The organism is Blastococcus sp. SYSU DS0753 (assembly GCF_054051175.1).
The window spans coordinates 52,266-77,417 of sequence record NZ_JBJHAT010000021.1 but is presented as its reverse complement, the minus strand read 5'-3'; the positions used below and the strand labels follow the sequence as shown (position 1 = coordinate 77,417).

Annotated in this window: 22 protein-coding genes; 19 read left to right on the top strand and 3 right to left on the bottom strand. The window is 72.6% G+C overall.

Features of this window, described 5'->3' with window-relative positions:
- Nucleotides 1–58 precede the first annotated feature (58 nt).
- Nucleotides 59–1,156 (bottom strand): CaiB/BaiF CoA transferase family protein, encoded by a 1,098-nt coding sequence (locus ACI799_RS15475; protein ID WP_456590147.1) that lies wholly within the window; start codon nucleotides 1,154–1,156, stop codon nucleotides 59–61.
- A gap of 88 nt (nucleotides 1,157–1,244) precedes the next feature.
- Here ACI799_RS15475 and crcB point away from each other — a divergent pair, with 88 nt between their 5' ends.
- The 18 genes from crcB (at nucleotide 1,245) to ACI799_RS15385 (ending at nucleotide 22,406) form a co-directional block, all read left to right on the top strand.
- A complete protein-coding gene (gene crcB, locus ACI799_RS15470) occupies nucleotides 1,245–1,628 on the top strand; it encodes a fluoride efflux transporter CrcB (protein ID WP_456590148.1) in 384 nt (127 codons plus the stop codon).
- The gene (locus ACI799_RS15465) at nucleotides 1,625–1,984 is read left to right on the top strand and encodes a fluoride efflux transporter FluC (protein WP_456590149.1); all 360 of its coding nucleotides are present in this window, start codon (nucleotides 1,625–1,627) and stop codon (nucleotides 1,982–1,984) included. Before crcB ends, ACI799_RS15465 begins: the two co-directional genes overlap by 4 nt.
- 49 nt (nucleotides 1,985–2,033) lie before the next feature.
- Nucleotides 2,034–3,449 (top strand): alpha,alpha-trehalose-phosphate synthase (UDP-forming), encoded by a 1,416-nt coding sequence (locus tag ACI799_RS15460; protein WP_456590150.1) that lies wholly within the window; start codon nucleotides 2,034–2,036, stop codon nucleotides 3,447–3,449.
- Nucleotides 3,446–4,183 (top strand): trehalose-phosphatase, encoded by a 738-nt coding sequence (gene otsB / locus ACI799_RS15455; RefSeq protein WP_456590151.1) that lies wholly within the window; start codon nucleotides 3,446–3,448, stop codon nucleotides 4,181–4,183. Before ACI799_RS15460 ends, otsB begins: the two co-directional genes overlap by 4 nt.
- A gap of 297 nt (nucleotides 4,184–4,480) precedes the next feature.
- The gene (locus tag ACI799_RS15450; protein ID WP_456613422.1) at nucleotides 4,481–6,088 is read left to right on the top strand and encodes a methyl-accepting chemotaxis protein; all 1,608 of its coding nucleotides are present in this window, start codon (nucleotides 4,481–4,483) and stop codon (nucleotides 6,086–6,088) included.
- Nucleotides 6,089–6,346: 258 nt separating this feature from the next.
- The gene (locus ACI799_RS15445) at nucleotides 6,347–7,978 is read left to right on the top strand and encodes a methyl-accepting chemotaxis protein (RefSeq protein WP_456590153.1); all 1,632 of its coding nucleotides are present in this window, start codon (nucleotides 6,347–6,349) and stop codon (nucleotides 7,976–7,978) included.
- A gap of 377 nt (nucleotides 7,979–8,355) precedes the next feature.
- A complete protein-coding gene (locus ACI799_RS15440) occupies nucleotides 8,356–9,957 on the top strand; it encodes a methyl-accepting chemotaxis protein (RefSeq protein ID WP_456613421.1) in 1,602 nt (533 codons plus the stop codon).
- A gap of 300 nt (nucleotides 9,958–10,257) precedes the next feature.
- Complete coding sequence (locus tag ACI799_RS15435; RefSeq protein ID WP_456613420.1) at nucleotides 10,258–11,871, top strand: methyl-accepting chemotaxis protein; 1,614 nt, start codon at nucleotides 10,258–10,260, stop codon at nucleotides 11,869–11,871.
- A 430-nt stretch (nucleotides 11,872–12,301) separates the two neighbouring features.
- On the top strand, nucleotides 12,302–13,858 hold the full coding sequence (locus ACI799_RS15430; protein WP_456613419.1) for a methyl-accepting chemotaxis protein: 1,557 nt from the start codon (nucleotides 12,302–12,304) through the stop codon (nucleotides 13,856–13,858).
- Between the two features lie 206 nt (nucleotides 13,859–14,064).
- Nucleotides 14,065–16,542, top strand: coding sequence for a chemotaxis protein CheW (locus ACI799_RS15425; protein ID WP_456613418.1), 2,478 nt, complete (start codon nucleotides 14,065–14,067; stop codon nucleotides 16,540–16,542).
- Nucleotide 16,543: 1 nt separating this feature from the next.
- Complete coding sequence (locus tag ACI799_RS15420) at nucleotides 16,544–16,996, top strand: chemotaxis protein CheW (protein ID WP_456590158.1); 453 nt, start codon at nucleotides 16,544–16,546, stop codon at nucleotides 16,994–16,996.
- Nucleotides 16,997–17,302: 306 nt separating this feature from the next.
- Nucleotides 17,303–18,205: a hypothetical protein gene (locus tag ACI799_RS15415; RefSeq protein WP_456590159.1), complete on the top strand. Its 903-nt coding sequence runs from the start codon at nucleotides 17,303–17,305 to the stop codon at nucleotides 18,203–18,205.
- Nucleotides 18,206–18,695: 490 nt separating this feature from the next.
- Nucleotides 18,696–19,811 carry a protein-glutamate methylesterase/protein-glutamine glutaminase gene (locus ACI799_RS15410; RefSeq protein WP_456600046.1) on the top strand — a complete coding sequence of 372 codons (1,116 nt, stop codon included), beginning with the start codon at nucleotides 18,696–18,698 and terminating at the stop codon, nucleotides 19,809–19,811.
- Nucleotides 19,808–20,632, top strand: coding sequence for a CheR family methyltransferase (locus tag ACI799_RS15405; protein WP_456590161.1), 825 nt, complete (start codon nucleotides 19,808–19,810; stop codon nucleotides 20,630–20,632). The genes ACI799_RS15410 and ACI799_RS15405 overlap by 4 nt, the downstream gene beginning before the upstream one ends.
- Before the next feature lies 1 nt (nucleotide 20,633).
- Entirely contained in the window at nucleotides 20,634–21,017 is a 384-nt protein-coding gene (locus ACI799_RS15400) for a response regulator (protein WP_456590162.1), read from the top strand.
- Between the two features lie 5 nt (nucleotides 21,018–21,022).
- Nucleotides 21,023–21,556, top strand: coding sequence for a chemotaxis protein CheX (locus ACI799_RS15395; protein ID WP_456590220.1), 534 nt, complete (start codon nucleotides 21,023–21,025; stop codon nucleotides 21,554–21,556).
- Nucleotides 21,553–21,915, top strand: coding sequence for a response regulator (locus tag ACI799_RS15390; RefSeq protein WP_456590163.1), 363 nt, complete (start codon nucleotides 21,553–21,555; stop codon nucleotides 21,913–21,915). Before ACI799_RS15395 ends, ACI799_RS15390 begins: the two co-directional genes overlap by 4 nt.
- Nucleotides 21,912–22,406, top strand: coding sequence for a hypothetical protein (locus tag ACI799_RS15385; RefSeq protein ID WP_456590164.1), 495 nt, complete (start codon nucleotides 21,912–21,914; stop codon nucleotides 22,404–22,406). The genes ACI799_RS15390 and ACI799_RS15385 overlap by 4 nt, the downstream gene beginning before the upstream one ends.
- Nucleotides 22,407–22,605: 199 nt before the next feature.
- On the opposite strand, the gene ACI799_RS15380 is transcribed toward ACI799_RS15385, so the two are convergent.
- Together ACI799_RS15380 and ACI799_RS15375 are read right to left on the bottom strand one after the other, a co-directional pair.
- Nucleotides 22,606–23,061: an ATP-binding protein gene (locus ACI799_RS15380; protein WP_456590165.1), complete on the bottom strand. Its 456-nt coding sequence runs from the start codon at nucleotides 23,059–23,061 to the stop codon at nucleotides 22,606–22,608.
- 202 nt (nucleotides 23,062–23,263) lie between these two features.
- A complete protein-coding gene (locus ACI799_RS15375) occupies nucleotides 23,264–24,457 on the bottom strand; it encodes an AAA family ATPase (RefSeq protein ID WP_456590166.1) in 1,194 nt (397 codons plus the stop codon).
- A 291-nt stretch (nucleotides 24,458–24,748) separates the two neighbouring features.
- On the opposite strand from ACI799_RS15375, the gene ACI799_RS15370 reads away from it, so the two are divergent.
- The gene (locus ACI799_RS15370; RefSeq protein ID WP_456590167.1) at nucleotides 24,749–25,120 is read left to right on the top strand and encodes a phage holin family protein; all 372 of its coding nucleotides are present in this window, start codon (nucleotides 24,749–24,751) and stop codon (nucleotides 25,118–25,120) included.
- Nucleotides 25,121–25,152: the final 32 nt, after the last annotated feature.

Genomic DNA, 25,152 nt, shown 5'->3' with positions numbered 1-25,152 from the left:
GGTCCTGGCTCACTGTCGACGGTGAGCCAGGACCCCGGCAGGTGAGCCAGGACGTCGCTCAGAGCCCGAGTTCGGCGCGGATCTCGTCGCCGTGCTGGCCGGGCCGCGGAACGCTGCCGACGGCGCCCGGCGTGCGGGAGAACCGGGGGGCCACCTCGGGCTGCCGCACCCCGTCGACCTCGACGAACACCCCCCGCTCGCGGTTGTGCCGGTCCTCGGTCGCCTCCAGCAGCGACCAGACCGGCGCGACGCAGGCATCCGTGCCCTCGAACACCGACCACCACTCGGCGCGGGTGCGGGAGGCGAAGACCCCGGCGAACCGCTCCCGCAGCGCCGGCCACTGCCGGGGATCCTCGCGGCGCGGCAGCGTCTCGTCCCCGGCGAGCCCGAGGCCCTCGAGCAGCGCGGCGTAGAACTGCTCCTCCAGCGCGCCGACGGCGAGGAACTGGCCGTCGGCGCAGCGGTAGACGTCGTAGAAGGGCGCCCCGGTGTCCAGGAGGTTGCGGCCGCGGCGGTCGGTCCACACCCCGGCGTCCAGCATCCCGTGGATCATCGTGGTCAGGACGGCGGTGCCGTCGACGATCGCCGCGTCGACCACCTGCCCCTCCCCCGTGGCCCGGGCGTGCAGCAGCGCGGCGAGCGCACCGAGCGCCAGGAACACTCCCCCGCCCCCGAAGTCGCCGAGCAGGTTCAGCGGTGGGGCCGGGCGCTCGTCCGGGCGCCCGCTGGCGCCCAGCGCGCCGGTCAGCGCGATGTAGCCGATGTCGTGGCCGGCGCTGTGCGCGAGCGGCCCGGTCTGCCCCCAGCCGGTCATCCGGCCGTAGACGAGCGCGGGGTGCTCCCCCAGCAGCTCGTCCGGTCCCAGCCCCAGACGCTCCATCACGCCCGGGCGGAACCCCTCCAGCAGGACGTCGGCCCGCCGCACGAGGGCGCGCACCACGCCGACGTCGTCCGGGTCCTTGAGGTCGAGGGCGATCGAGCGCTTGCCGCGGTCGAGCAGCGAGGTCGCGCCCAGCGAGCCCAGCAGTCCCCCGCGGTCGCCCTTGCGGTCGATGCGGACGACGTCGGCACCGAGGTCGGCCAGCAGCATCCCGCAGAACGGACCGGGCCCGAGCCCGGCGAACTCGACGACCCGCACACCTTCCAGCGGTCCCACGGCGTCCTCCCCTGCTCCGGGCCGCGCTCGTGCGACCCTCCCGGAGGCATGCTGCCCGACGCCGCACCCGGGAGGAGAGCCTGGTCACATGGCCTACCTGCTCGCTGCCCTGGGCGGCGCGCTGGGTGCCCTCGCCCGCTGGGCGGTGGCGGAGGCGCTCCCGCCGTCCCCCGCCGGCCTGCCCTGGGCCACCCTCGGCGTGAACGTGACCGGCTGTCTGCTCCTCGGCGCGCTGGCGGCCGTCCTGGTGGCGCGGGCCCCGGGCTCCCCCTGGGCCCGCCCGTTCCTGGGCGTGGGCGTGCTCGGCGGCTTCACCACGTACTCGACTTTCGCGGTGGAGGTGGTGCGGCTGGTGGAGTCCGGCGCGGTCGGCACCGCGCTGTCCTACGTCGCCCTCTCGGTGCTCGGCGGCGTCATCGCCGCGGCCGCTGGGACGCTGGCCGGCCGCACCCTCGCCGGAGGGCCCCGGTGACGCCGTGGCTGGTGGTCGCGGGCGCCCTGGTCGGCGCGCCGCTGCGCCTGCTGGCCGAGCGGGTCGCCGTGGCCCGCCGCGGAACCGGCAGCGTGCTGGGCACCTTCACCGTGAACGTGGCGGGCAGCGCACTGCTCGGCGTGCTCCTCGGGACCGCCACCGCCCCGGCGTGGGTCGTCGCGCTGGTGGGCGTCGGCCTGTGCGGCACCCTCACCACGTTCTCGACGTTCGGCACCGAGGTGGTCCGGCTCGCGGAGGCCCGCGCCCCCCTCCGCGCCGTGGGCTACGTCGCCGCGACCGTGCTGGTGGGACTGGCGGCCGCGGCGGGCGGGTACGTGCTCGGCCGGGTGATCTGAGCGGCCCCGCGCAGCGGGACGGGCCGGTGCTGGATAGGGTCAGGGCGGTATGGCGGAGAACACGGAGCAGAGGGTCGGGGCCGACAGCCCCGTCGTCGTGGTCGCCAACCGGCTGCCGGTCGACCAGGTCACCGATCCCGACGGCAGCACCCGGTGGCAGCGGAGCCCCGGCGGGCTGGTCACGGCGCTCGAGCCGTTCGTCGCCGGGCGCGGTGGCGCGTGGGTCGGCTGGTCCGGGTCCGCCGGCGAGGCGCCCGAGCCCTTCGAGTCCGGTGGCATGTCGCTGATCCCCGTCGAGCTCAGCGAGGAGGAGGTCGACCGCTACTACGAGGGCATGTCGAACGCCTCGCTGTGGCCGCTGTACCACGACGTGGTCGAGAAGCCCGAGTACCACCGCGCCTGGTGGGACACCTACGTGCAGGTCAACAAGCGGTTCGCCGAGCGCACCGCGGCGGTGGCGGCCGAGGGCGCCATCGTCTGGGTGCACGACTACCAGCTGCAGCTGGTGCCGGCGATGCTGCGCCAGGTCCGGCCGGACCTGACCATCGGCTTCTTCCTGCACATCCCGTTCCCGCCCTACGAGCTGTTCACCCAGCTCCCCTGGCGGTCGGCCATCGTGGAGGGCCTGCTCGGCGCGGATCTGGTCGGTTTCCAGCGCCCGTCGGCGGCCGTGAACTTCGTGCAGCTCGCCCGGCGGCTGCACGACCTGAGCTGCAAGCGCGATCAGATCGAGTACGACGGCCGCACGGTGGTGGCCAAGGCCTTCCCGATCTCCATCGACGTCCGGGGCTTCGACGAGCTCGCCTCCTCGCCGGAGGTGCTCGCCCGGGCGAAGGAGATCCGCGCCGAGCTCGGCAACCCGGACAAGATCATCCTGGGTGTCGACCGGCTGGACTACACCAAGGGCATCAGCGTCCGGCTCAACGCGTTCCAGGAGCTCCTCGAGGACGGTGCGATCGAGGCGCCGGACACGGTGCTGGTGCAGGTCGCGACGCCGAGTCGGGAGCGCGTCGAGCACTACGTGCACATGCGGGAGACGATCGAGCAGCAGGTCGGCCACATCAACGGCGTCTTCGGGTCCATCGCCGGCCCGGCCGTCCACTACTTCAACCAGTCGATGCCGCGCGAGGAGCTCGCCGCGCTCTACCGGGCCGCCGACGTCATGCTCGTGACCCCCTACCGCGACGGCATGAACCTGGTGGCCAAGGAGTACGTCGCGGCGCGCGGTGATCTCCGTGGCGCGCTGGTGCTGTCGGAGTTCGCCGGGGCGGCGGCGGAGCTGCGGCAGGCCTTCCTGGTCAACCCGCACGACATCGCCAGCGTCAAGACGCAGCTGGTCCGGGCGCTGCGCATCGAGCCGGCCGAGGCGGCCAAGCGGATGCGGACCATGCGCCGGCACCTGTTCCGCAACGACCTGGACCACTGGGCCAGTTCGTTCTTCGAGGCGCTGCGGGGCCAGGCGTGACCTCCCCCGGCCTCGACGAGGCGCTGACGGCGCTCGCCGCACGCCGACCGCTGCTGGTGGCCAGCGACTACGACGGCGTCCTCGCCCGACTGCGCGACGACCCGGCGGCGGCCGTCCCGGAGCCCGGCGTGGCCGAGGCGCTGGCGCGGCTGGCGGCGGCCGACGGCGTCACGGTGGCCCTGGTCAGCGGTCGCGGGGTGGAGGACCTGCGCCGGACCAGCGGCCTGTCCGGTCCCTTCCGCTGGATCGGCAGCCACGGGGCGGAGTTCGACGGCCCCCTCGCCGGCGCGGACGCCGGTCGGCGGGACGAGCTCGCCGGGGTGCTGCGGCCGCTGGTCGAGAGCACGCCCGGCGCCCGGCTGGAGATCAAGCCGGCCAGCGTCGCCGTCCACGTGCGGCAGGTGGCCGATCGCACCCGAGCGGCCGAGCTGCTGGAACAGGCCCGCCGGGCGGTGGATCCGTCACTGACGCTCAAGCCGGGCAAGGACGTCCTCGAGGTCGCCGTCACCGACGCGCACAAGGGCGCCGCGCTGCAGCGGCTCGTCGGCGAGCTGGGTGCCCGGGCGGCGCTGTACCTGGGCGACGACGTCACCGACGAGGACGCGTTCCGGGCGCTGCGGCCGGATGACCTGACGGTCAAGGTCGGCGACGGCGAGACAGCCGCCCGCCACCGCGTGACCGGGCCCGAGGACGTGGTGGGCCTCCTCGGGGCGCTCGCCGACCGCCTGGGCTGAGCCCGCTCCGTCTCCGTGTCGCACCGCGCGGCGCGCGGCCGGACCGCTGCCCGGCGGTCACCGGGCCCTGGGGTGTCGACATGCCCGCAATACCCTTCCTCGAAATGCGGGAATGGACCTGGCACGCGACGACGAGCGTCTCGGGATTGTCGATGAATCGCGTGCCGGAGTCGCTGACCCGGCGATGGCATAACGATGTGCAATCCGCTGCGGAACGGTGCTCTGCGACCTGGGTGGAGTCACCACAATGAGCGAGCCGCCACACCGGCGGGCACCTCTCCCCCAGGACGGTCCAGCGTGCACGCACCACTCCCCTCCCCCGGTACCCGGCGGCGTGCCGGGTGGTTCGCCGACCGCCCCCTGGCGGTGAAGTTCGGCATCCTGATCGGTGTCGTCGTGACCGCCTTCGCGGGGCTGCTGTCCGCGGTCCTGGTCGGCAATGCGACGGTGCACGACGCGAACGCCGAGCTGCAGCGCCTCAACGAGGCCGAGGAGCTGGTGCTCCAGCTCGACACCCGGGCCAGCGAGCTGAAGGTGGACGGCTTCAAGACGCTCGTCCGGGAGGACCCCCAGGCCCAGCGCGCGGAGCTCGCCGAGGACATCGCCACGCCCGAGGGCATGCTGGCCGAGCTCGCCACGATCCGCCTCAGCGGCCGGGCGGCCGACTCGGTGGCCGGCCTGTCCGAGAGCTTCGAGGCCTACACCGATGCCATCTCCGCGTGGGTGGACCTGGCCGTCGCCGACCCCGCCGCGATGCGGCCGCGCTGGGAGGAGATCCAGCAGGCGAACGACCTGACCGACGGCGCCGTCAGCGAGGCCAAGGACGTCCTGGGGACCGAGAGCGACGCCGCGCAGGTCCGGCTCGACGAGGCGCTGGCGCGGGCGGCGGTCGTGGCGGAGATCGCGGCCGCCGTCGGCGTCCTGGTGATCATCGGGATCAGCGTGCTGACGCTGCGCTCGGTCACCCGGCCGGTCCAGCGGGTCAAGCAGTCCCTGGACGCCCTCGCGACGGGCGACATGACCGTGGACACCGGGGTCTCCTCCCGGGACGAGGTCGGCCAGATGGCGGCCGCGCTCGACACCGCCCGGGCCAGCCTGCGGGGTGTGCTCACCTCGGTCGCCGACTCGGCGAACGCCGTCGCGGCGTCGTCGGAGGAGCTGTCGGCCTCCTCGGCGCAGATCGCGGCGGGTGCGGAGGAGACCTCGACGCAGTCCGGGGTGGTGGCCTCGGCGGCCGAGGAGGTCTCCCGCAGCGTGCAGACGGTCGCCGCGGGTGCGGAGCAGATGGGCGCCTCGATCCGGGAGATCGCGACCAACGCGGCGGAGGCCAGCGAGGTGGCGGCGCGTGCGGTGACGGCGGCGGAGACCACCACCGCCACCGTGGCCAAGCTGGGCGAGTCCTCGGCGGAGATCGGCAACGTCGTCAAGGTGATCACGAGCATCGCCGAGCAGACCAACCTGCTGGCGCTCAACGCCACCATCGAGGCCGCGCGGGCCGGTGAGGCCGGCAAGGGCTTCGCGGTGGTGGCCAACGAGGTGAAGGAGCTGGCGCAGGAGACGGCGAAGGCGACCGAGGACATCGCCCGCCGGGTGCTGGCGATCCAGGGCGACACGACGGCTGCGGTGACCGCGATCGAGGAGATCAGCACGATCGTCGCGCAGATCTCCGACCGGCAGACCACCATCGCGTCCGCGGTGGAGGAGCAGACGGCGACGACGAACGAGATGTCACGATCGGTGCAGGAGGCCGCCGGCGGCACCGGCGAGATCGCGGCCAACATCACCGGGGTCTCCACCGCGGCCGACTCGACCACCCAGGCGCTGACCCAGACGCGGGTCGCCGTGGACGAGCTGTCCCGGATGGCGGCGGACCTGCGGACCACCGTGGGGCGCTTCGTCTACTGACGCACCGCCGGCGACTCCCCGAGGCGGGGGGCTTCCGACCATTCCGGTCGGGCGCCCCCCGCCTCTCATCGTGCTCGGGTCGACAAATCTGCCGGCCTGAGAATGGTCACCCGGGCATTTTCCGCGGCACGCGCGACACGGACTTCTTCAACGTTGAGAAACCGATCGGTCGGGTGACGATCTGCTCGCACCGAACGCACTCCGAACCCCCGGGGCAGGGCAGTCGGCCCGCCCGCTCGAGAACGAGGAAGCCTCGCCATGTCCGCACCACGGCCCGACGCAACAGGTCGGCACTGGTACCGCGACCGCGGTATCGGGACACGGATCTTCGCGGTCTGCGCCGCCCTCCTGCTGGGCATGCTGGCCGCCACGGTCACCGGCATCACCGGCACCCAGCGCGTCGCCGATCTGCACGCCGAGGCGCGCGACGCGGTCGCTGCGCAGCGCGTCGTGGAGGGGGCGCGCTACGACCTGCTCTGGGCCGCCAACTGGCAGAACATCACCGCCTGGAAGGCGCGGGTCGAGGGCGGCGCCGTGGCCGCGGCTGCCGATGGCGACAACGTCGCCGCCTACCGCGACGGCGCGACCGGCTTCGAGGCCCTCTTCGACCTGGACCGCGACCAGCTGGACGCCGACGCCGAGGCCAGCCTCGAGGTGATCGAGCGGAACTGGGCGCTGATGAGCGACTACAACGAGCAGATCTTCCTGCTGTGGCAGCAGGGGCGCCTCGACGAGGGCGACGCCCTCTCGCAGGGCGAGAAGTGGGACGTCTTCTACGTCCTCGACCAGGCGATGGTGGAGCTGGTCGCGTCGGTCGACGCCCGGGTCGCGGAGTCCGAGGCCGCGGTCGCCGACGCACGCAGCGAGACGCTGACGGTCTCCCTGGTCGTCTCCGGCCTGGCGTTCGTGCTCGGTGGCGCCCTGGCGCTGCTCGTCTCCCGCAGCATCACCGGCGGGGTCCAGGAGGTCAAGGCCGGGCTCGAGCGGCTGGCCGCACGCGACCTGACCACCCGGCTGGCGGTGCGCGGCCGTGACGAGATCGGTCAGATGGCCACGGCGCTCAACACCGCCGCCGACGCGATGGCGACCACCATCGCCGACATCGTCTCCTCGGCGGACGCGGTCGCGGCCAGCTCGGAGGAGCTGAGCGCCTCCTCGGCGCAGATCGCGGCCTCGGCCGAGGAGACCAGCGCCCAGTCGGGTGTGGTGTCCGGTGCGGCGGAGGAGGTGTCGCGCAGCGTGGAGACGGTGGCCGCGGGCGCGGAGCAGATGGGTGCCTCGATCCGGGAGATCGCCAGCAACGCGGCGGAGGCCAGCGAGGTGGCGGCGCGTGCGGTGACGGCGGCGGAGACGACGACGGCGACGGTGGCGAAGCTGGGGGAGTCCTCGGCGGAGATCGGCAACGTGGTGAAGGTGATCACGAGCATCGCGGAGCAGACGAACCTGCTCGCCCTGAACGCGACCATCGAGGCCGCGCGGGCCGGGGAGGCCGGCAAGGGCTTCGCGGTGGTCGCGAACGAGGTGAAGGAGCTGGCGCAGGAGACGGCGAAGGCGACCGAGGACATCGCCCGCCGGGTGCAGGCGATCCAGGGCGACACCACGGCCGCGGTCGCCGCGATCGGGGAGATCTCCTCGATCGTCGCGCAGATCTCCGACCGGCAGACCACCATCGCCAGTGCGGTGGAGGAGCAGACGGCGACGACCAGCGAGATGTCGCGGTCGGTGCAGGAGGCCGCCGGCGGCACCGGGCAGATCGCGGAGAACATCACAAGTGTCTCCACGGCCGCGGACGCCACGACCCAGGCGCTGACCCAGACCCGCACCGCTGTGGACGAGCTGTCCCGGATGGCCGCCGACCTGCGCAGCACCGTCGGGACGTTCAGCTACTAGCAGGACCCCCGTCCCGCCTCATCTATCGCACGCCCGGGGTGAGGCGGGACGGAGGCCGCCGAGGGGCGCTCGACCAACGGTCGGGCGCCCCTCGGCGCGTGTCCGGAAAATGGCGCCCCTTGCGGGACGTCGCACAGGTGAGCGCCCGCTGTCGACAATGGTGGAATGTCGCCATCGCGACCGAGTCGACTCGTTGACTCCGTTTCCAAATCGTTGTGTCCGCCATTTCCCAACACGCACAAAAAGGCTCGACATCTGACAGTTCGTGGCCTTAGCTTCTCCGCAGCAACCGAAAGCGGTGGCGGATTCGTCCGTCGTCCGTCGTCCGTCTCCGGATCGGGTTGCACTCGGATCCCTCTCCAGAACGGACTTCTCCCATGGCACATGTCGCGCGCCGCGCGCTCGGCCGGATGTCGGTATCCGCCAAGATCCTCAGCTCCGTCTCGGTCGCGGTCGTCGCCGGCATCGCCGTCGGCACCGTGGGTTGGAGCTCCCTCGGCGATGCCGCCGACAAGGCCGACGCCACCTACCGGGAGAGCACCCAGGCGCTCGTGCAGGTCGAGGAGATGCGCTCGCAGCTGCTGACCCTCCAGCTCAACCAGACGGCCCTGCTGCTGCCGAACGTCAGCCAGGAGAACGCCACGACGTGGGCCGCGGGCGCCACGGCGGCCGCCGAGGCGTTCGGCGCGGCCGGTTCCGCCTACCTCGGCACGGCGCCCGCCGCCGAGCAGCGGGCCCTGGCCGAGCAGTCCCTGGACACCTACGGCACCTGGGGCGAGGTCTACGCCCAGACGCGGCAGGCCTACAGCGCCGGCGACGCCGCCGCGGCCGGCACGCTGTACGCGCAGTCCTCGAAGCTCATGGACCAGCTGACCGGGGAGATCGACCAGCTCCTGGCCTCCGAGATCTCCGAGGCGAGCTCCTCCGCCGCCGCAGTCGCCGACACCAGCGAGCGGGCGCGGACGCTCGTCATCGCCCTGCTGGCCATCGGCTCGGCCATCGCCCTCGCGGTGGGCTTCTTCGTCGCGCGCGGCATCCGCCGGAACCTGGAGAAGGTGCAGCACGTGATCCAGGGCCTGGCCGAGGGGGACCTCACCCGGCAGACCGGTGTCCAGCAGTCCGACGAGATCGGGCGGATGGCCACCGCTCTCGACGAGGCCCAGGAGTCCCTGCGCGCCGTGATGGCCTCCGTCGTCGCCTCGGCGGACGCGGTCGCGGCCAGCTCGGAGGAGCTGAGCGCGTCGTCGGCGGAGATCTCGACGTCGGCGCAGGAGACCTCCGCCCAGTCGGGTGTGGTGGCCTCGGCGGCCGACGAGGTGTCGCGGAACGTGCAGACCGTCGCCGCGGGCGCGGAGCAGATGGGCGCCTCGATCCGGGAGATCGCCAGCAACGCGGCGGAGGCCAGCGAGGTGGCGGCGCGTGCGGTGACGGCGGCGGAGACGACGACGGCGACGGTGGCGAAGCTGGGGGAGTCCTCGGCGGAGATCGGCAACGTGGTGAAGGTGATCACGAGCATCGCCGAGCAGACCAACCTGCTGGCGCTGAACGCCACCATCGAGGCGGCGCGGGCCGGTGAGGCCGGCAAGGGCTTCGCGGTGGTGGCCAACGAGGTGAAGGAGCTGGCCCAGGAGACGGCCAAGGCGACCGAGGACATCGCCCGCCGGGTGCTGGCCATCCAGGGCGACACGACGGCTGCGGTGACCGCGATCGAGGAGATCAGCACGATCGTCGCGCAGATCTCCGACCGGCAGACCACCATCGCGTCCGCGGTGGAGGAGCAGACGGCGACGACGAACGAGATGAGCCGGTCGGTGCAGGAGGCCGCCGACGGCACCGGTCAGATCGCGGCCAACATCTCCAACGTCTCGGGTGCGGCGGACTCCACCACGCAGTCGCTGACCCAGACCCGCACCGCTGTCGACGAGCTGTCCCGGATGGCCGCCGACCTGCGTAGCACCGTCGGGAAGTTCAGCTACTGATCCCCGGCGGCCGCACCGGCCGCACCCTGATCCGAGAGCGCACGGCCGGCCGGCCGTGCGCTCTCGGCGTTCTGCGCGCACCCATGCCACCGGTCGGTGGACCTGCGCAGCCGGGTGGGCGAAAGTGCCATGTCGACACGAGAAATGCGATGGGCGGACGTTCTCGTCCGGTGCCGAGACACGCGCCATCAAACGCTCAACCGGTGTTTCTGGACCGTTTACATTCTTGTCCTCGTCACAGCGCGGACCGACCGCGGTGGCGCGCATTCAGCAATCCATCTCCTTTCCGTTCGGAGCACCATGTCCGCTCTTCCTGCATCCCACCGCCGGAGCCCCTCCGGCTGGTTCACCAGCCGGCCGCTGGCGGTGAAGATCGGCGCCGCCCTAGGCGTCCTCGCCGTGGTCGCTATCGCCCTGACCGGGCTCGCCGTGCAGCGGCTGGGCAGCCTGGCGGAGTCCGGGGACCATCTGTACGGCGACTCGATCGTCCCGCTGAACAAGCTGGCCGAGGTGCAGCGCACGTTCCAGGGGGACCGTGCGCGCAACAACATCTACGGCTTCGTCGCCCCGGCCGCCCGGGCGGAGCTCGACGCCACGCTGCTCGAGCGCCGCGAGCAGCTCGAGCGGGAGCAGGAGGCCTACGTCGAGACCCTCAACGACCCCGCGGACTTCGCCGCGGTGGCCGAAAGCATCGATGCGTACTACGCCGTCGTCGACGAGCAGCTGTACCCGGCTGCGCGGGCTGGTGACGTCGCGACCGTCCAGCGGTTGGTGTCGGGTGAGCTGGCGCAGGCGGGCCGGGCGCTGTCCGACGCCTTCGGTGCCGAGCAGGAGCGCCAGGCCGCCGACGCGCAGCGTGACGCCGCAGCCGGTGACGACCTCGCGGCCTCGGCGACCGTCTTCCTGTGGACCGCGCTGGCCGTCGGCATCGCCGTCGCGTCCGCCCTGGCCGCGTGGGTGGTCCGGCAGATCGTCCGGACCGTGCGCTCGGTGCAGGCCTCGGTGGAGGCCCTCGCCAAGGGCGACCTGACCGTCCGCCCCGAGGTCACCTCGGGTGACGAGCTCGGCCGCATGGCGCAGGCGCTCGCCGCCGCCCAGGACAGCCTGCGTGAGGTCCTGGCGGGCGTGGCGGGGTCGGCGGACGCGGTGGCGGCATCGTCGGAGGAGCTGTCGGCGTCGTCGGCGCAGATCTCCGCGGGTGCGGAGGAGACCGCGGCGCAGTCGGGTGTGGTGTCCGGTGCCGCGGAGGAGGTGTCCCGCAGCGTGCAGACGGTGGCCGCGGGCGCGGAGCAGATGGGTGCCTCGATCCGGGAGATCGCGCAGAACGCGAACGAGGCGGCACGGGTGGCCGCGGCGGCGGTGAGCGAGGCCGAGACGACGACGACGACGATCACCAGGCTGGGGGAGTCCAGCAAGGAGATCGGCGACGTGGTGAAGGTGATCACGAGCATCGCGGAGCAGACGAACCTGCTGGCGCTGAACGCCACGATCGAGGCGGCGCGGGCGGGTGAGGCCGGCAAGGGCTTCGCGGTGGTGGCCAACGAGGTGAAGGAGCTGGCGCAGGAGACGGCGAAGGCGACCGAGGACATCGCCCGCCGCGTGGAGGCGATCCAGGGCGACACCGGGGGCGCGGTCGCGGCGATCGGGCGGATCAGCGAGGTGATCGCCCAGATCAACGACTACCAGACGACGATCGCCTCGGCGGTGGAGGAGCAGACGGCGACGACCAGCGAGATGTCGCGGTCGGTGCAGGAGGCCGCCGGTGGCACGACGCAGATCGCGGAGAACATCTCCGGGGTCTCGACGGCCGCGGACTCCACGACGCAGGCGCTGACCCAGACCCGCACCGCCGTCGACGAGCTGTCACGGATGGCCGCCGACCTGCGCACCACCGTCGGGAGGTTCACCTACTGACCTGACGCGAGCTTCCCCCGGCCGGGCCGGGTGGTGACCCCTTCCCCGGTCGCCACCCGGCCCGCGTCGTTCCTGGACGGGTGCCCGGGTGGGCGAGGGCTCGGCGGTGCCGCCGTCCGCGCCGGGGCGGCTCGGCAAATTCTCGTCAAGTCGACACGGGAAATGCGATTGCCGGCCATTCTCGGCGATGCCGTGCGACACGTCGATGATTGGTGCAACGTCAATCTTGGAAGTGTCCTAACATTTTGCTCGTCGCCTCGGCCCTACGTGTCGGCCGCGCCTCCACCGAGGTGTTTCGTTCGCTTCCCGACGAAGTCCTCGGCCCACCCCGCTGCCCTATTCCTGGAGAACCGTCATGTCCGCCGCCGCTCGTTCCACTCACGCCACGGAGCCCTCCCGCTCACCGCTCTCCTGGTGGGGCGACCGATCGGTGAAGACCAAGGTCCTCACGACCGTCTCGGCCGCGGGCGTCGTCGCCGGCGCCATCGGGGTGCTGGGGCTCCAGGCCCTCAGCGCGTCGGCCACGTCGGCGGATCAGCTGTACGACGACAACCTGCTGGGCGTCGCGGCCGCCGCCGACATGGACGAGTTGCTCGGTGACATGCGGGTCAACCTGCGCGACACGGTCCTCGGCACGGACCCGGCGGCCAGGATCGCCGACATCGACAACCTCAGCGCCGAGCTCCAGGCCGCTCTCGACGAGTACCGCGCCGGGACCAGCGCACCCGAGAAGCTCGACATGCTCGACGGGATCCACGCCGACGTCGACACCTTTGTCGCGTTCCAGAAGGACGTCCTCGTCCCCTATGCGCAGAAGCAGGACTTCGCCAGCTGGATGAGTGCCAACGCGGAGCAGGGGACGCCGCTCGCCGAGAAGATGCGTGGGGGGATCAGGGCGCTGCGGGACATGGAGGCCGAGGAGGCGAGCGAGGCGGCCGCCGCGATCCGCAGCGAGTACGACAGCCAGCGCGTCCTGTCGATCGTCATCATGGTCGTCGGGATCGCCCTGGCGCTGGCGGGCGGCCTCTACGTGGCCACGGGCATCGCCCGCTCCGCCCGCAAGGTGCAGGACGTCGCGACGGGCCTGGCCGCCGGTGACCTGACCCGCACCAGCGGGCTGACCTCCCAGGACGAGCTCGGCCGGATGGGCAGCGCCCTGGACGACGCGGTGGCGAACCTCCGCACGGTGCTCGGGACGGTGGCGTCCTCGGCGGATGCGGTGGCGGCGAGCAGCGAGGAGCTGTCGGCGTCGTCGGCGCAGATCTCGGCGGGTGCGGAGGAGACCGCGGCGCAGTCGGGTGTGGTGTCCGGTGCCGCGGAGGAGGTGTCCCGCAGCGTGCAGACGGTGGCCGCGGGCGCGGAGCAGATGGGTGCCTCGATCCGGGAGATCGCGACCAACGCGGCGGAGGCCAGCGAGGTGGCGGCGCGTGCGGTGACGGCGGCAGAGACGACGACGGCGACCGTGGCGAAGCTGGGGGAGTCCTCGGCCGAGATCGGCAACGTCGTCAAGGTCATCACGAGCATCGCGGAGCAGACGAACCTGCTCGCCCTGAACGCCACCATCGAGGCCGCGCGGGCGGGTGAGGCCGGCAAGGGCTTCGCCGTGGTGGCCAACGAGGTGAAGGAGCTGGCGCAGGAGACGGCGAAGGCGACCGAGGACATCGCCCGTCGGGTGCAGGCGATCCAGGGCGACACCACCGCGGCGGTGACCGCGATCGGGGAGATCTCCCAGATCGTCGCGCAGATCTCCGACCGGCAGACGACCATCGCGTCCGCGGTGGAGGAGCAGACGGCGACGACGAACGAGATGTCGCGGTCGGTGCAGGAGGCCGCCGGTGGCACGACGCAGATCGCGGAGAACATCTCCGGGGTGTCGACCGCCGCGGACTCGACCACCCAGGCGCTGACCCAGACCCGCACCGCCGTCGACGAGCTGTCCCGGATGGCCGCCGACCTGCGCACCACCGTCGGCCGCTTCACCTACTGAGGCCGGCCCCGGGGAGATCCCGTCCCGCCAGCCCCTCACGGGCTCGGGGGCGGGGTCTTCCCCCGGCCGGGGGGTCGGTGGCGGGCGATGAACTGCCGATAACACGGCTGACCGGTGCGGTGCGGGTTCACCTTGAATCCGCGGCCGATCCGCCGATGACCCAACGGGGCCGACTGTGCTCCGCCGCGATGAGAGAGAAGGCAGCAGTGGACGGTCTGGACGACATCGTCGAGGAGTTCCTCGTCGAGAGCCACGAGAACCTCGACCAGCTCGACACCGACCTGGTCGCGCTCGAGCAGGAACCGAACTCCCGTGAGCGGCTGTCCAGCATCTTCCGGACCATCCACACCATCAAGGGCACCAGCGGCTTCCTGGCGTTCAACCGCCTGGAGGAGGTCACGCACGTCGGCGAGAACATGCTGTCCCGCCTGCGCGACGGTGAGCTCGCCCTGACGCCCCAGCGCACCAGCGTGCTGCTGCAGATGGTGGACACGGTCCGGTCGCTGCTGACCTCGATCGAGGCTTCCGGCGGCGAGGGCTCGGTCGACGTCTCCGCCGTCGTCGCCGCCATCAGCGCCGCCATGGAGGACGGCCCGGCCGCCACGGTCGAGGCCCCCGCTGCCGAGGCCCCCGTGGCCGCGGGGCCCGCTGCGGCGGCCCCGGCGAAGAAGGCGCCCGCGAAGAAGACGCCCACCAGGGCGCCGGCCAAGGCGGCCGCGAAGGTCCCTGCGAAGGCCCCCGCCAAGCCCGCCGCCGCCAAGGCGCCGGCCAAGCGCGCCCCACGGGCCAAGCCCGTCCTCGCTCCCGTCGTCGAGGAGCTGCCCGAGGGCCCGCAGGATGACCTGCGGGCCGACCTGCCCGAGGAGCCGTTCACCCCGGCCCCCGTCACCGAGGAGCACCCGGTGTCCGAGTCCGTCGCCGTCGACCACCCCGAGGGGGAGGCCGTCCCCGCCGACGCCGCCGCCGGCGGTCAGGTCCGCCGTGCCGTCGCCGACAGCACGATCCGCGTGGACGTCGACCTGCTCGACGAGCTCATGCTGCTCGTCGGCGAGCTGGTCCTCACCCGCAACCAGATCGTGCAGAACGTCGCGCGGCAGACCGACACCGACCTAATCCGCGCCTCCCAGCGGCTGAACCTGATCGCCAGCGAGCTGCAGGAGGGCGTCATGAAGACGCGCATGCAGCCCATCGACCACATCTGGTCCAAGCTGCCGCGCGTCGTCCGCGACCTCGGCCTCCAGCTGAAGAAGTCGATCCGCCTGGAGATGGAGGGACGGGACACCGAGCTCGACAAGACCCTCCTCGAGGCCGTCAAGGACCCGCTGACCCACCTCGTCCGGAACTCCGTCGACCACGGCATCGAGGCACCCGAGGACCGCAAGAAGGCCGGCAAGCCCGCCGAGGGCGTCCTCACCCTCCGCGCGCGGCACGAGAGCGGCCAGGTCGTGGTCGAGGTGGCCGACGACGGTGCCGGCATCGACCCGGTCAAGCTCGGCGCCAAGGCCGTCCAGCGCGGCCTGCTCACCGCCGACGCACTGTCCCGGATGAGCCCGGCGGACATCCTGCAGCTGATCTTCCTGCCCGGCTTCTCCACCGCCGCGGCGGTCACGAACGTCTCCGGCCGCGGCGTCGGCATGGATGTCGTCAAGACCAACATCGAGTCCATCGGCGGCACGATCGAGGTCGAGTCCGACGCGGGGGTGGGCACCGTCTGCCGGCTGCGCATCCCGCTGACGCTGGCGATCGTGCCGGCGCTGACCGTGGAGTGCGCGACCGACCGCTACGCGATCCCGCAGATCAGCCTGCAGGAGCTCGTGTCGCTGGATGCCGAGAAGGCCGTCAACGCCGTCGAGGAGGTCGGTGGGGCGCAGGTGTACCGCCTCCGCGGCGAGCTGCTCCCGCTGGTCCGGCTCACCGATGTCCTGGGTCTGACCTCCGAGCGGCACGACGGGCACGTCGTCATCGCGGTCCTGCGCTCCGAGGGCCGGCGCTTCGGCCTGGTCGTGGACCGGGTCATCAACACCGAGGAGATCGTCGTCAAGGCGGTCGGCGGCCAGCTGAAGGCGATCGGCCTGTACTCCGGGGCGACCGTCCTCGGTGACGGCACCGTGGCGCTGATCCTCGACGTGCAGGCGCTCGCCCGCCGTGCCCTGCGCACCGAGACCACCGACCGGCAGGAGGCGCGGGCCGGTTCGCTCCAGGTCGCCTCCGCCGAGACCGACCGGCAGCGGATGCTGCTGGCGGCCATCGGGGGAGGTCGCCGGGTGGCCATCCCGCTCGACACGGTCACCCGCCTCGAGCAGGTCCGCACCGAGGCGGTGGAGAAGGTCGGCAACCGGGAGGTCGTCCAGTACCGCGGCGCCATCCTGCCGATGGTCCGGCTGGACCGGCACCTGGGCGCCTACGGGGAGAGCGACCGGGAGGTGCTCGAGGTCATCGTCTACGCCGACCACGGCCGCAGCGTCGCCATCGTCGTGGAGGAGATCCTCGACATCGTCGACGGCGAGGCCGCTGTGCGCAGCGACATCGACGACATGGGTCTGCTCGGCTCGGCCGTCCTCGGGGACAAGGTGACCGAGCTGCTCGACGTCCGGGCCGCGATCCTCGCCGCCGACCCGGCGTTCTACTCCGCTCCTCCCACGACGACGCCCGACGGCGTCCCCACCGCTCTGCTGGAGGTCTGACGTGACCGCTTCGACCCACACCCTCGCGCCGGCGACCAGCGGTCAGCTGGCCACCTTCCGGCTGGACGGCGACCTGTACGGCATCGAGGTCGAGCACGTGCAGGAGGTGCTGCGCAGCCAGCAGCTCACCCGCGTGCCGCTCGCGCCGACGGCGGTCGCCGGCCTGATCAACCTGCGTGGCCAGGTGGTCACCGCGATCGAGCTGCGTGAGCGGCTCGGCCGGCCGCCGCGTCCGGAGGGCACCGACCCCGTCGTCATCGTCGTCCGGCTGCACGGCGAGGCGGTCAGCATGCTGGTCGACTCCATCGCCGACGTGGTCGACGTCGACGCCAGCGACTTCGAGGCGCCGCCGGACACCCTGGAGGGTCAGGCCCGTGACCTCATCCGCGGCGCCTACAAGCTCGACGGGAAGCTGCTGCTGGCGCTGGACGTCCAGAAGGCCGTCAGCGCGTAGCGGTTCGTCCTCCTCCGGAGGACGCCACGACCAGGCGCGACACCGCAGCACCGGGCGGCGGGGAGGACCACCTCCCCGCCGCTCGTGCGTTCGGCGGCGGGCGGCCGGGGACGAGACGACGGGGACGGCCACGCCAGCACCTCGGGTAGCGATCGATGACGCTCAGTGATCAATCGCTGACCGCACACGGTGCGACACGCGCTGTAGGTGTACAGGCGCTCCTGCGATGGGGTGACGGGCGCATGGTGCTGCCCTGCCCGGGCAGCCAGCATGGGTCCGTCCCGTTGTCGGAGCCGTGGAGGCGTCGTGCCCTACTCGCTGGTCAGTGCCGCCACCCTCGGCTTCGACCTCGTCCGTCTTCCGGGCGGCCGGGCCGTCGCCGAGGTGCTGCTCGCCGGACTGGGGGCCGACGAGCCGGCGATCAGCCGCCTCGCCGGCGTCCACCCCGCCCGCGGCCTGGACCGTGAGCAGCGCGGCGTACGGGCGGTCCGGTCGCGCCGGGCGCGGGAGATGGCCGCCGCGGTGCCCCACGTGCGCACCGCCGCCGACGCCGCCCAGGGCGCCGGGGACCGCACCGCCCTGCTCGTCCGCCAACTGGAGATGGGCACCATCGGCGACGCCCCCACGCTGGAGCGGCTGCTCCGCGAGGACGTCCTGGGCCCCGAGCACGCCCTCTCCGGCCGGCTGGACGCCGACACCTGGGAGCAGGCCGCCGACGTCCTGGCCGACGCCGCCGTCGGCTTCTGGGCCGCCGGGGTGCTGCCGCCCCTCGTGCGCCGCGAGCTGACCGCCGCCTTCGACCGCGCCCTCGACACCGGCCCGCTGGCCGGCCCCGCCGGGTGGGGGCTGGAGCACGCCGCGGAACTGAACGGTTTCCTCGCCGCCGTGCGCGACCTGGACGACGCGGGGCGGTCGCGCTGGCGTGCGGCCGTGGACGAAGGGCGCGCCGCCCACCGTCCCTGGGCCACCGCGATGCACGAGGCCTCGTGGGGAGCGCACGTCTCCGGGCGCACCCGGGCGCTGGCCGCCGCGCAGCTGCTCGCCGTCCAGGCGTTCCTCGACGGCGGCTTCGACCTGCACGACGGCGCCGCCGGTGCCTGGAACGCCGTGGCCGGGTGCGTCCAGGCACTGGTCCTCGACGATCTGCTCGGCAGTGAGAGCGCCGCGGTGCTCCGCGCCCCCGGGCGTCGGGTCGGCATCCTGTCCTGACCGGCCGCTGCGGTCCGCATCGGTCCGCGATCCCCCGGTGGCCGACCATTTCCGGGGCACATGTCGACCACGACCGTCACGGTCGTCGAGTGGGCATTGTCGACACCCCATTGACGGCCAAAAAATAGCGTCAGACCTTTTCGCGTGTCGGCTGTAGCCCGGCCCTCTCCCGCCGAGACTCTGAGGCAGCACCAGCCCGCCCTGGTCGGGATCCACCACGACCAGGACGGGCTGCGGCGTTCCAGAGGATCCGGCGTTCTCGTTCTCCTGTCCGCGCACCGTCCACGGCCATTCCCCGGAATGCCGAGAACGGTCGCCGGTCGGCAGCTCCGTCTTTCTCTGGCGCCGTGCTGCAGCATTCCTGGCGTCCGTTCCCGAACGAATCGGCGGACGTCGGGGGCCGTACCGCCGAAGGGCTCAAGCCCGACGCGGAGATGCCGATACAGACAACGAGCCCGCCGGTCGGCGCGGGCAGGGGCCAGGAGGACGTGTGAACCCGATCCGGGTGATGGTGGTCGACGACTCGGTCGTCGTCCGCAAGATCGTCACCGACGTGCTCTCCGCGGACCCGGGGATCGAGGTCGTGGGCACCGCCGTCAACGGCAAGGTGGCCCTCGGCAAGCTCGAGCAGCTCAAGCCCGACCTCATCACGATGGACATCGAGATGCCGGAGATGAACGGCATCGAGGCGGTGCGGGCCATCCGCGGCGCGCGCAACCGCGTGCCGATCGTCATGTTCAGCACGCTCACCGAGCGCGGCGCCACCGCGACGCTCGACGCCCTCTCCGCAGGCGCCAACGACTACGTGACCAAGCCGGCCAACGTCGGCAGCGTGGCGCAGTCCATGGAGAGCGTCCGCGAGCAGCTGATCCCCAGGATCAAGGCCCTCACCGGCCGGCCGATGACGCCGTCGCGGGCCACCACCCAGGCGCCCCCGCCCCCGCCGCCGCGCCCGGCCGTGCCACGAACCGGGCCGGGCAAGAAGCCGGCGGTCCTGGTCATCGGGTCCTCGACCGGTGGACCCGAGGCTCTCGCCCGGGTCCTCCCCGCGCTGCCGGCCACCCTGCCCGTGCCGGTGCTGCTGGCCCAGCACATGCCGCCGGTGTTCACCCGGCAGTTCGCCCAGCGGCTCGACCGGCTGAGCCCGCTGCGCGTGGTGGAGGCCGTCGACGGCACCCCGCTGGTGCCCGGCACCGTGCACCTCGCCCCCGGTGACCACCACCTCGTCGTCCGCGCCAACGGCCGCGCAGGCTTCTCCACCTCGCTGAACCAGGGCCCTCCGGAGAACTTCTGCCGCCCGGCGGTCGACCCGCTCTTCCGCTCGGCGGTGGCCGCCTTCGACGGTGCCGTGCTCGGCGTCGTGCTGACCGGCATGGGCGCCGACGGGCGCAACGGCTGCGGCGAGATCCGCAACGCAGGCGGCACGGTCGTCGTGCAGGACCAGGCGACGTCGGTGGTCTGGGGCATGCCCGGCGCCGTCGCCCAGGCCGGCTACGCCGACGAGGTGCTGCCGCTCGACCGCATCGCCGAAGCCATCCAGCGGCACCTCGCCGGTACCGCACCCCTGAACAACGCAACAGCTATGGCCGTGGGAGGTCGTCGATGAGCCTGACCGCGACCAGTTTCGACTGGGTCCGAGAACTCGTCCGCAAGGAGAGCGCCATCGTCCTCCAGCCGGGCAAGGAGTACCTGGTGGAGGCGCGTCTCCTCCCGATCGCCCGGCAGATGGGCCTCGCCGACGTCACCAAGCTGGTCGAGTCGGTGCGGACCCGGCCGAGCGCCGACGAGACCCGCAAGATCGTCGAGGCGCTCACCACCAACGAGACGTCCTGGTTCCGCGATGGTGACCCGTTCACCGCGCTGACCTCGACCGTGCTCCCGGCGCTGCTGCAGGCCCGCGGCCCGAGCGAGCGCCTGCAGATCTGGTCGGCCGCCTGCTCCAGCGGGCAGGAGCCGTACACGATCGCCATGCTTCTGGACGACGCGCTGCCGAACGCCGCCTCGCGCGTCTCGATCACCGCGACCGACCTCTCCCGCGAGATGGTGCAGCGCACGCGCGCCGGCCGGTTCAGCCAGCTCGAGGTCAACCGGGGCCTGCCGGCCCCCATGCTGGTCCGGCACTTCACCCGGGCCGGCACGGAGTGGGAGGTGTCGGCCAACCTCCGGCGGATGGTCAACGCCAGCGAGTGCAACCTGGCGGCGCCGCTGCCGCGGATGGGCCCGTTCGACGTGGTCTACCTGCGCAACGTCCTCATCTACTTCGACCTGCCCACCAAGCAGTCGATCCTCCGCCGCGTGCGGGACCTCATGCGACCCGACGGATGGCTGTTCCTCGGCGCCGCCGAGACCACCCTCGGCGTCGACGACTCCTGGGAGCGGGTCGTCATCGGCCGCAGCTCCGCCTACCGCCCACTGAAGGGGGCCTGACATGCGTGCCTTGGTGATCGACGACTCGCGCGCGATGCGCCGGATCGTCACCGGGATCCTCACCGGGTTCGGCTACGAGGTCCGGGATGCCGAGCACGGCCGCGCCGCCCTCGACGTGCTGGACGAGGGCTGGGTCCCCGACCTGGCGACCATCGACTGGAACATGCCGGTGATGGACGGGCTGCAGTTCGTCTCCGCCGTGCGCGCCAACCCGGCCTGGCGCCGGATGACCATGATGATGGTCACCTCGGAGAGCGAGCACACCCAGATCGTCCGCGCCCTGGCCGCCGGCGCCCACGAGTACATGATCAAGCCGTTCACCGCCGACGCCTTCCGCGACAAGCTCGCGCTGCTCGGCCTGCTCCCGCAGGAGGTCTCCCTGTGACCGCCATGGACACGGGCGAGCGTCGTCGCGCCGGCGACGCCCGCCCCGTCATCGCCGACCTGATCGATGGGGACACCGTCCTGTCGATCGCGCAGGAGGCCTGGATCTCGCTCGTCGGCGAGGACGAGGTGCTCGTCCCGGTGCCCGGTGACCTGCCCGCCGACATCCTGTCCAGCTGGGTCGACATCGTCGGCCCGTGGACCGGCAGCGTCGTGCTGACCACCGCCCGCGCCACCGCCGAGGAGCTCTCGCGTGCCCTGCTGCGCGAGCACGCTCCGGCTGTGCTCGACGGCGAGGACGTCGCGGATGCGTTCGGCGAGATCGCCAACGTGGTCGGCGGCAGCGTCAAGGCCGCGCTGCCCGGCCACTCGGCCCTGAGCCTGCCCCAGGTCGGCAACGCACCGCTGGTGCGCAACCCGGCCGACGTCTGCCGCATCGACGTCGTCTGGCGCGGCGAGCCGATCGCCATCTCCGTGCAGGGCGCCCTCCCGCCACTGCCTGTCCCCACCCCCACCCGCGAGAACGAGGTGTCCTTGTGAAGATCCTGATCGCCGACGACAGCCGCGTCATGCGGCAGATCGTCATCCGCACGCTGCGCCAGGCCGGCTACGACGACCACGACATCGTCGAGGCCGAGGACGGCGCCGACGCGCTGGCCAAGGTCTCGGCGGAGAAGCCGGACCTGGTCCTGTCCGACTGGAACATGCCCAACATGACCGGTATCGAGTGCCTGCAGGCGCTGCGGGCCTCCGGCTCGGCGGTCCCCTTCGGCTTCGTCACCTCCGAGGGTTCCCCGGAGATGCGGGAGAAGGCCGCGAACGCCGGCGCGCTGTTCCTCATCGCCAAGCCGTTCAACGAGGACACCTTCAAGGAGCACCTGGACGGGGTGATCGCATGACCGCCCCCGCCGGCACCGTGCAGCTGCCCGCCGCCAAGGACATCCGCGACATGCTCACCGGCCTGGTCGGCCGGCCGGTCACCGTCTCCCCCGGGGCGCCGGTGACGCCGACGCCGGAGAAGCCGGTGGCGGTCGCCGTCTACGTCGACCCCCAGATGGGCGTGAACGCGCTCTGCCTCATGGACCTGGGTGCGGCCGCCTACACCGGCTCCGCCCTCGCCCTGCTGCCCCCCGGGGGCGCGCAGGACGCGGTCGAGGAGGACGGCGAGCTCACTGGCATGCAGGTCGAGGCGCTGCACGAGGTGGTGAACGTGCTCTCCGCGCTGTTCAACACCGCGGGCGCCCCGCACTCGAAGCTGCACAAGCTGTACGCCCCGGGCGAGGAGCTGCCCGGTGACCTCGCCGGGATGCTCTCCGCCTTCAACCGGGTGGACCTCGCCATCGAGGTGCCCACCTACGGCAAGGGAGCGATCTCCTTCGTCGTGCCGTGAGGCGATGACATGGCGGTCCTCCGGACCGCACCGCGGTCAGGTGCCGTCCCCGGGCGGCGCTGAGCCGCTCCGTCATGGCATCCCGGACCCCTCCGGGGCCCACTCGCCGTGACGCACCGCGGCCGACGGTCGTGCACGGCGAGACCCCCGCCGCCTCCGGGCGACGGGGGTCTCGCCGTGTTGCACGTGGAACAGGTGGTCAGGTGAGAGCGGGCGCCCGGTTCTCGCTCTCGGTCGGCAGGCAGGCCCAGACGTGCTTGCACTCCTCGTCGACGTACCAGCCGTGAGCCACCGACAGGCGGGCCACCAGCTGCAGGCCCATGCCGCCCCGGGCCGGGTCGCGGTCGGCCGTGGGTGCGGGCATCGCCTCCGGCGCACGATCGCTCACGTCGAGCAGCCAGCCGCCGCTGCCGGCCACCACGGTGGCCACCACGGGGTGCTCCCCGTGGCGCAGGGCGTTGGAGGCCAGCTCGTCGAAGGCGAGCACAAGCTGCTCGCCGCACTCGTCGTCGGCGGGCGGGTGCCCCACGTCCCGGAGCCGGGAGCGGAGGGCCGCCCGGGCCGCAGGGAGCTCGGCAAGGGCGCCGAGCCGCCAGCGCCACACCTCGCCGCGTCCGTCCGGTAACGGTCGCACCGGCCACGCGAGTCGCCCCATGCCTCCCCCTCGACTCGGCTGCACGACCGTCTCGTGGTGCCCCGCCCGGGTGACTGTCAACCCCCTCGGGCGCGGTGGCGACGTGCTGTGTGCGGCATCACCCGCTCCCTCCCGGCAGGTGGGATCCCGTTCCCGGACCGTGCGCGCCCTCGTGCGGCCGGGCCCGGTTCCCGGTGCGGTGCGGTGCGGGTGCAGGACTCCGTCAGTCCGGGTGGCGCAGCAGGTACCGGCCGAAGTGCGGCACGGTGAAGGCGATCTGGCCCCGCTCGGCGGAGTAGACCAGCCCCTTCTTGATCAGCGAGTCGCGGGCGGGGGAGAGGGACGCCGGCTTGCGGCCGAGGGCGACCGCGACCTCGGAGGTGGCCACCGCGGTGCCGCCGGGGCCGCCCAGCTCGGCCATGGCGTGCATGTACTCGCGCTCGGCGGGGGTGGCGCGGTCGTAGCGCGAGCCGAAGAAGCCGACGGCGAGCTCGGCCTCGGCGACCGGCGCGGCCATCGCGACGTCGGCGGGGGTGATGGGGGAGGAGGCGGCGACGTCCCAGGTGACCTTGCCGTAGGCCTGCACGAAGTAGGGGTAGCCGTCGGCCGCCTCGTAGAGGGCGTCCAGCGCGGCGGGCTCGAAGGTGACGTCCTCCCGTTCGGCGGGCGCGAGCAGCGCGCGGTCGGCGGCCTCGCGCTCCAGCCGGTCGATCCGCAGGTAGCGGAACAGCCGCTCCGAGTAGCTCTTCGAGGCCGAGAGCACCGCCGGCAGGTGGGGGAGCCCGGCGCCGACGACGATCAGCGGCGCCCCCTGCTGGGAGAGCTCGTGGCAGGCCGCGCAGATGGCCGAGACGTCGTCGGCCTGGATGTCCTGCATCTCGTCGATGAACAGGGCGATGCCGCTGCCGATGTCGGCGGCCACCCCGGCGGCGTCGCTGAGCAGCTCCACCAGGTCGATCTCCATGTCGCCGGAGTCGGCCCGCCCGGTCGCCGCGGGGACGTCGATGCCCGGCTGCCAGCGGTCGCGCACCTTGGCCTCCGGCGTGTTCACCCGCTGCGCGAAGGCCTTGACCACCCCGAGCACCTCGGCGACCGACTCCTGGTCGCCGTGGCGGGGCCCCAGCTCCCGCAGCGCCATGTGCAGTGCCGAGGAGATGGGGCGGCGCAGCGACTGCTCAGGCCGCGCCTCGATCTTGCCGGTGCCCCAGCCGCGCGAGATGGCTGCGGAGCGAAGCTGGTTGAGCAGCACCGTCTTGCCCACGCCGCGCAACCCGGTGAGCACCAGCGACCGCTCCGGCCGGCCCCGGGCGATGCGCTCCAGGACGACGTCGAACGCGGAGAGCTCGCCGTCGCGGCCGGCCAGCTCGGGCGGGCGCTGGCCGGCGCCCGGGGCGTAGGGGTTCCGCACGGGGTCCATGCCGAGCACCGTATGGGCTTCTCTAGCGTTCGCCGTAGAGATTCGTAGAAGGCGCTCACCGCGTGTCGCGTGGGACGGGTGGTGCACCGGGGAGACCGCGCGCCGTCGCGAGGTCCGTATCGGTTCGTCTAGCGCAGTCGCTAGACGCAGTCATACGGCGCTCGCGAGACGGCCTCGCCGGGCACTCCCCGACGGTCGACCCCGCTCTGGGGCTCTCTAGCTCCAGAGCTAGACGGCGCCAGATGTACGGAGATCCCACGATCGGCCGCGCGCCGCCGCTAGCGTGACCACGTGATCAAGTTCGCGCTCAAGGTGGTCATCCTCGGGGCGGTCTTCTACGCCCTGACCTACTTCGACGTGCTCCCGGGGCTGGAGGTCGTGCCGAACCCCGACGCGCCACTGGGCGAGTTCGGCACCTACCTGTGGATCGCCCTCATCTTCGGCGTGGTCAACGCCATCGTGGGGCCGATCCTGCGCCTGCTGTCGCTGCCCTTCGTGCTGCTCACGCTCGGGCTGTTCCTGCTGCTGATCAACGCCGCGCTGCTGGGGCTCACCGCCGCGATCACCGATCGCCTGATGGTCGACGGCTTCGGCACGGCCGTCATCGGTGGGCTGATCCTCGCCGTGGCCGGCTGGGTCGCGGATCAGCTGCTCGACCGCTGAGCAGCCCCTCGTACTCGCACTGGTCCCGCGCC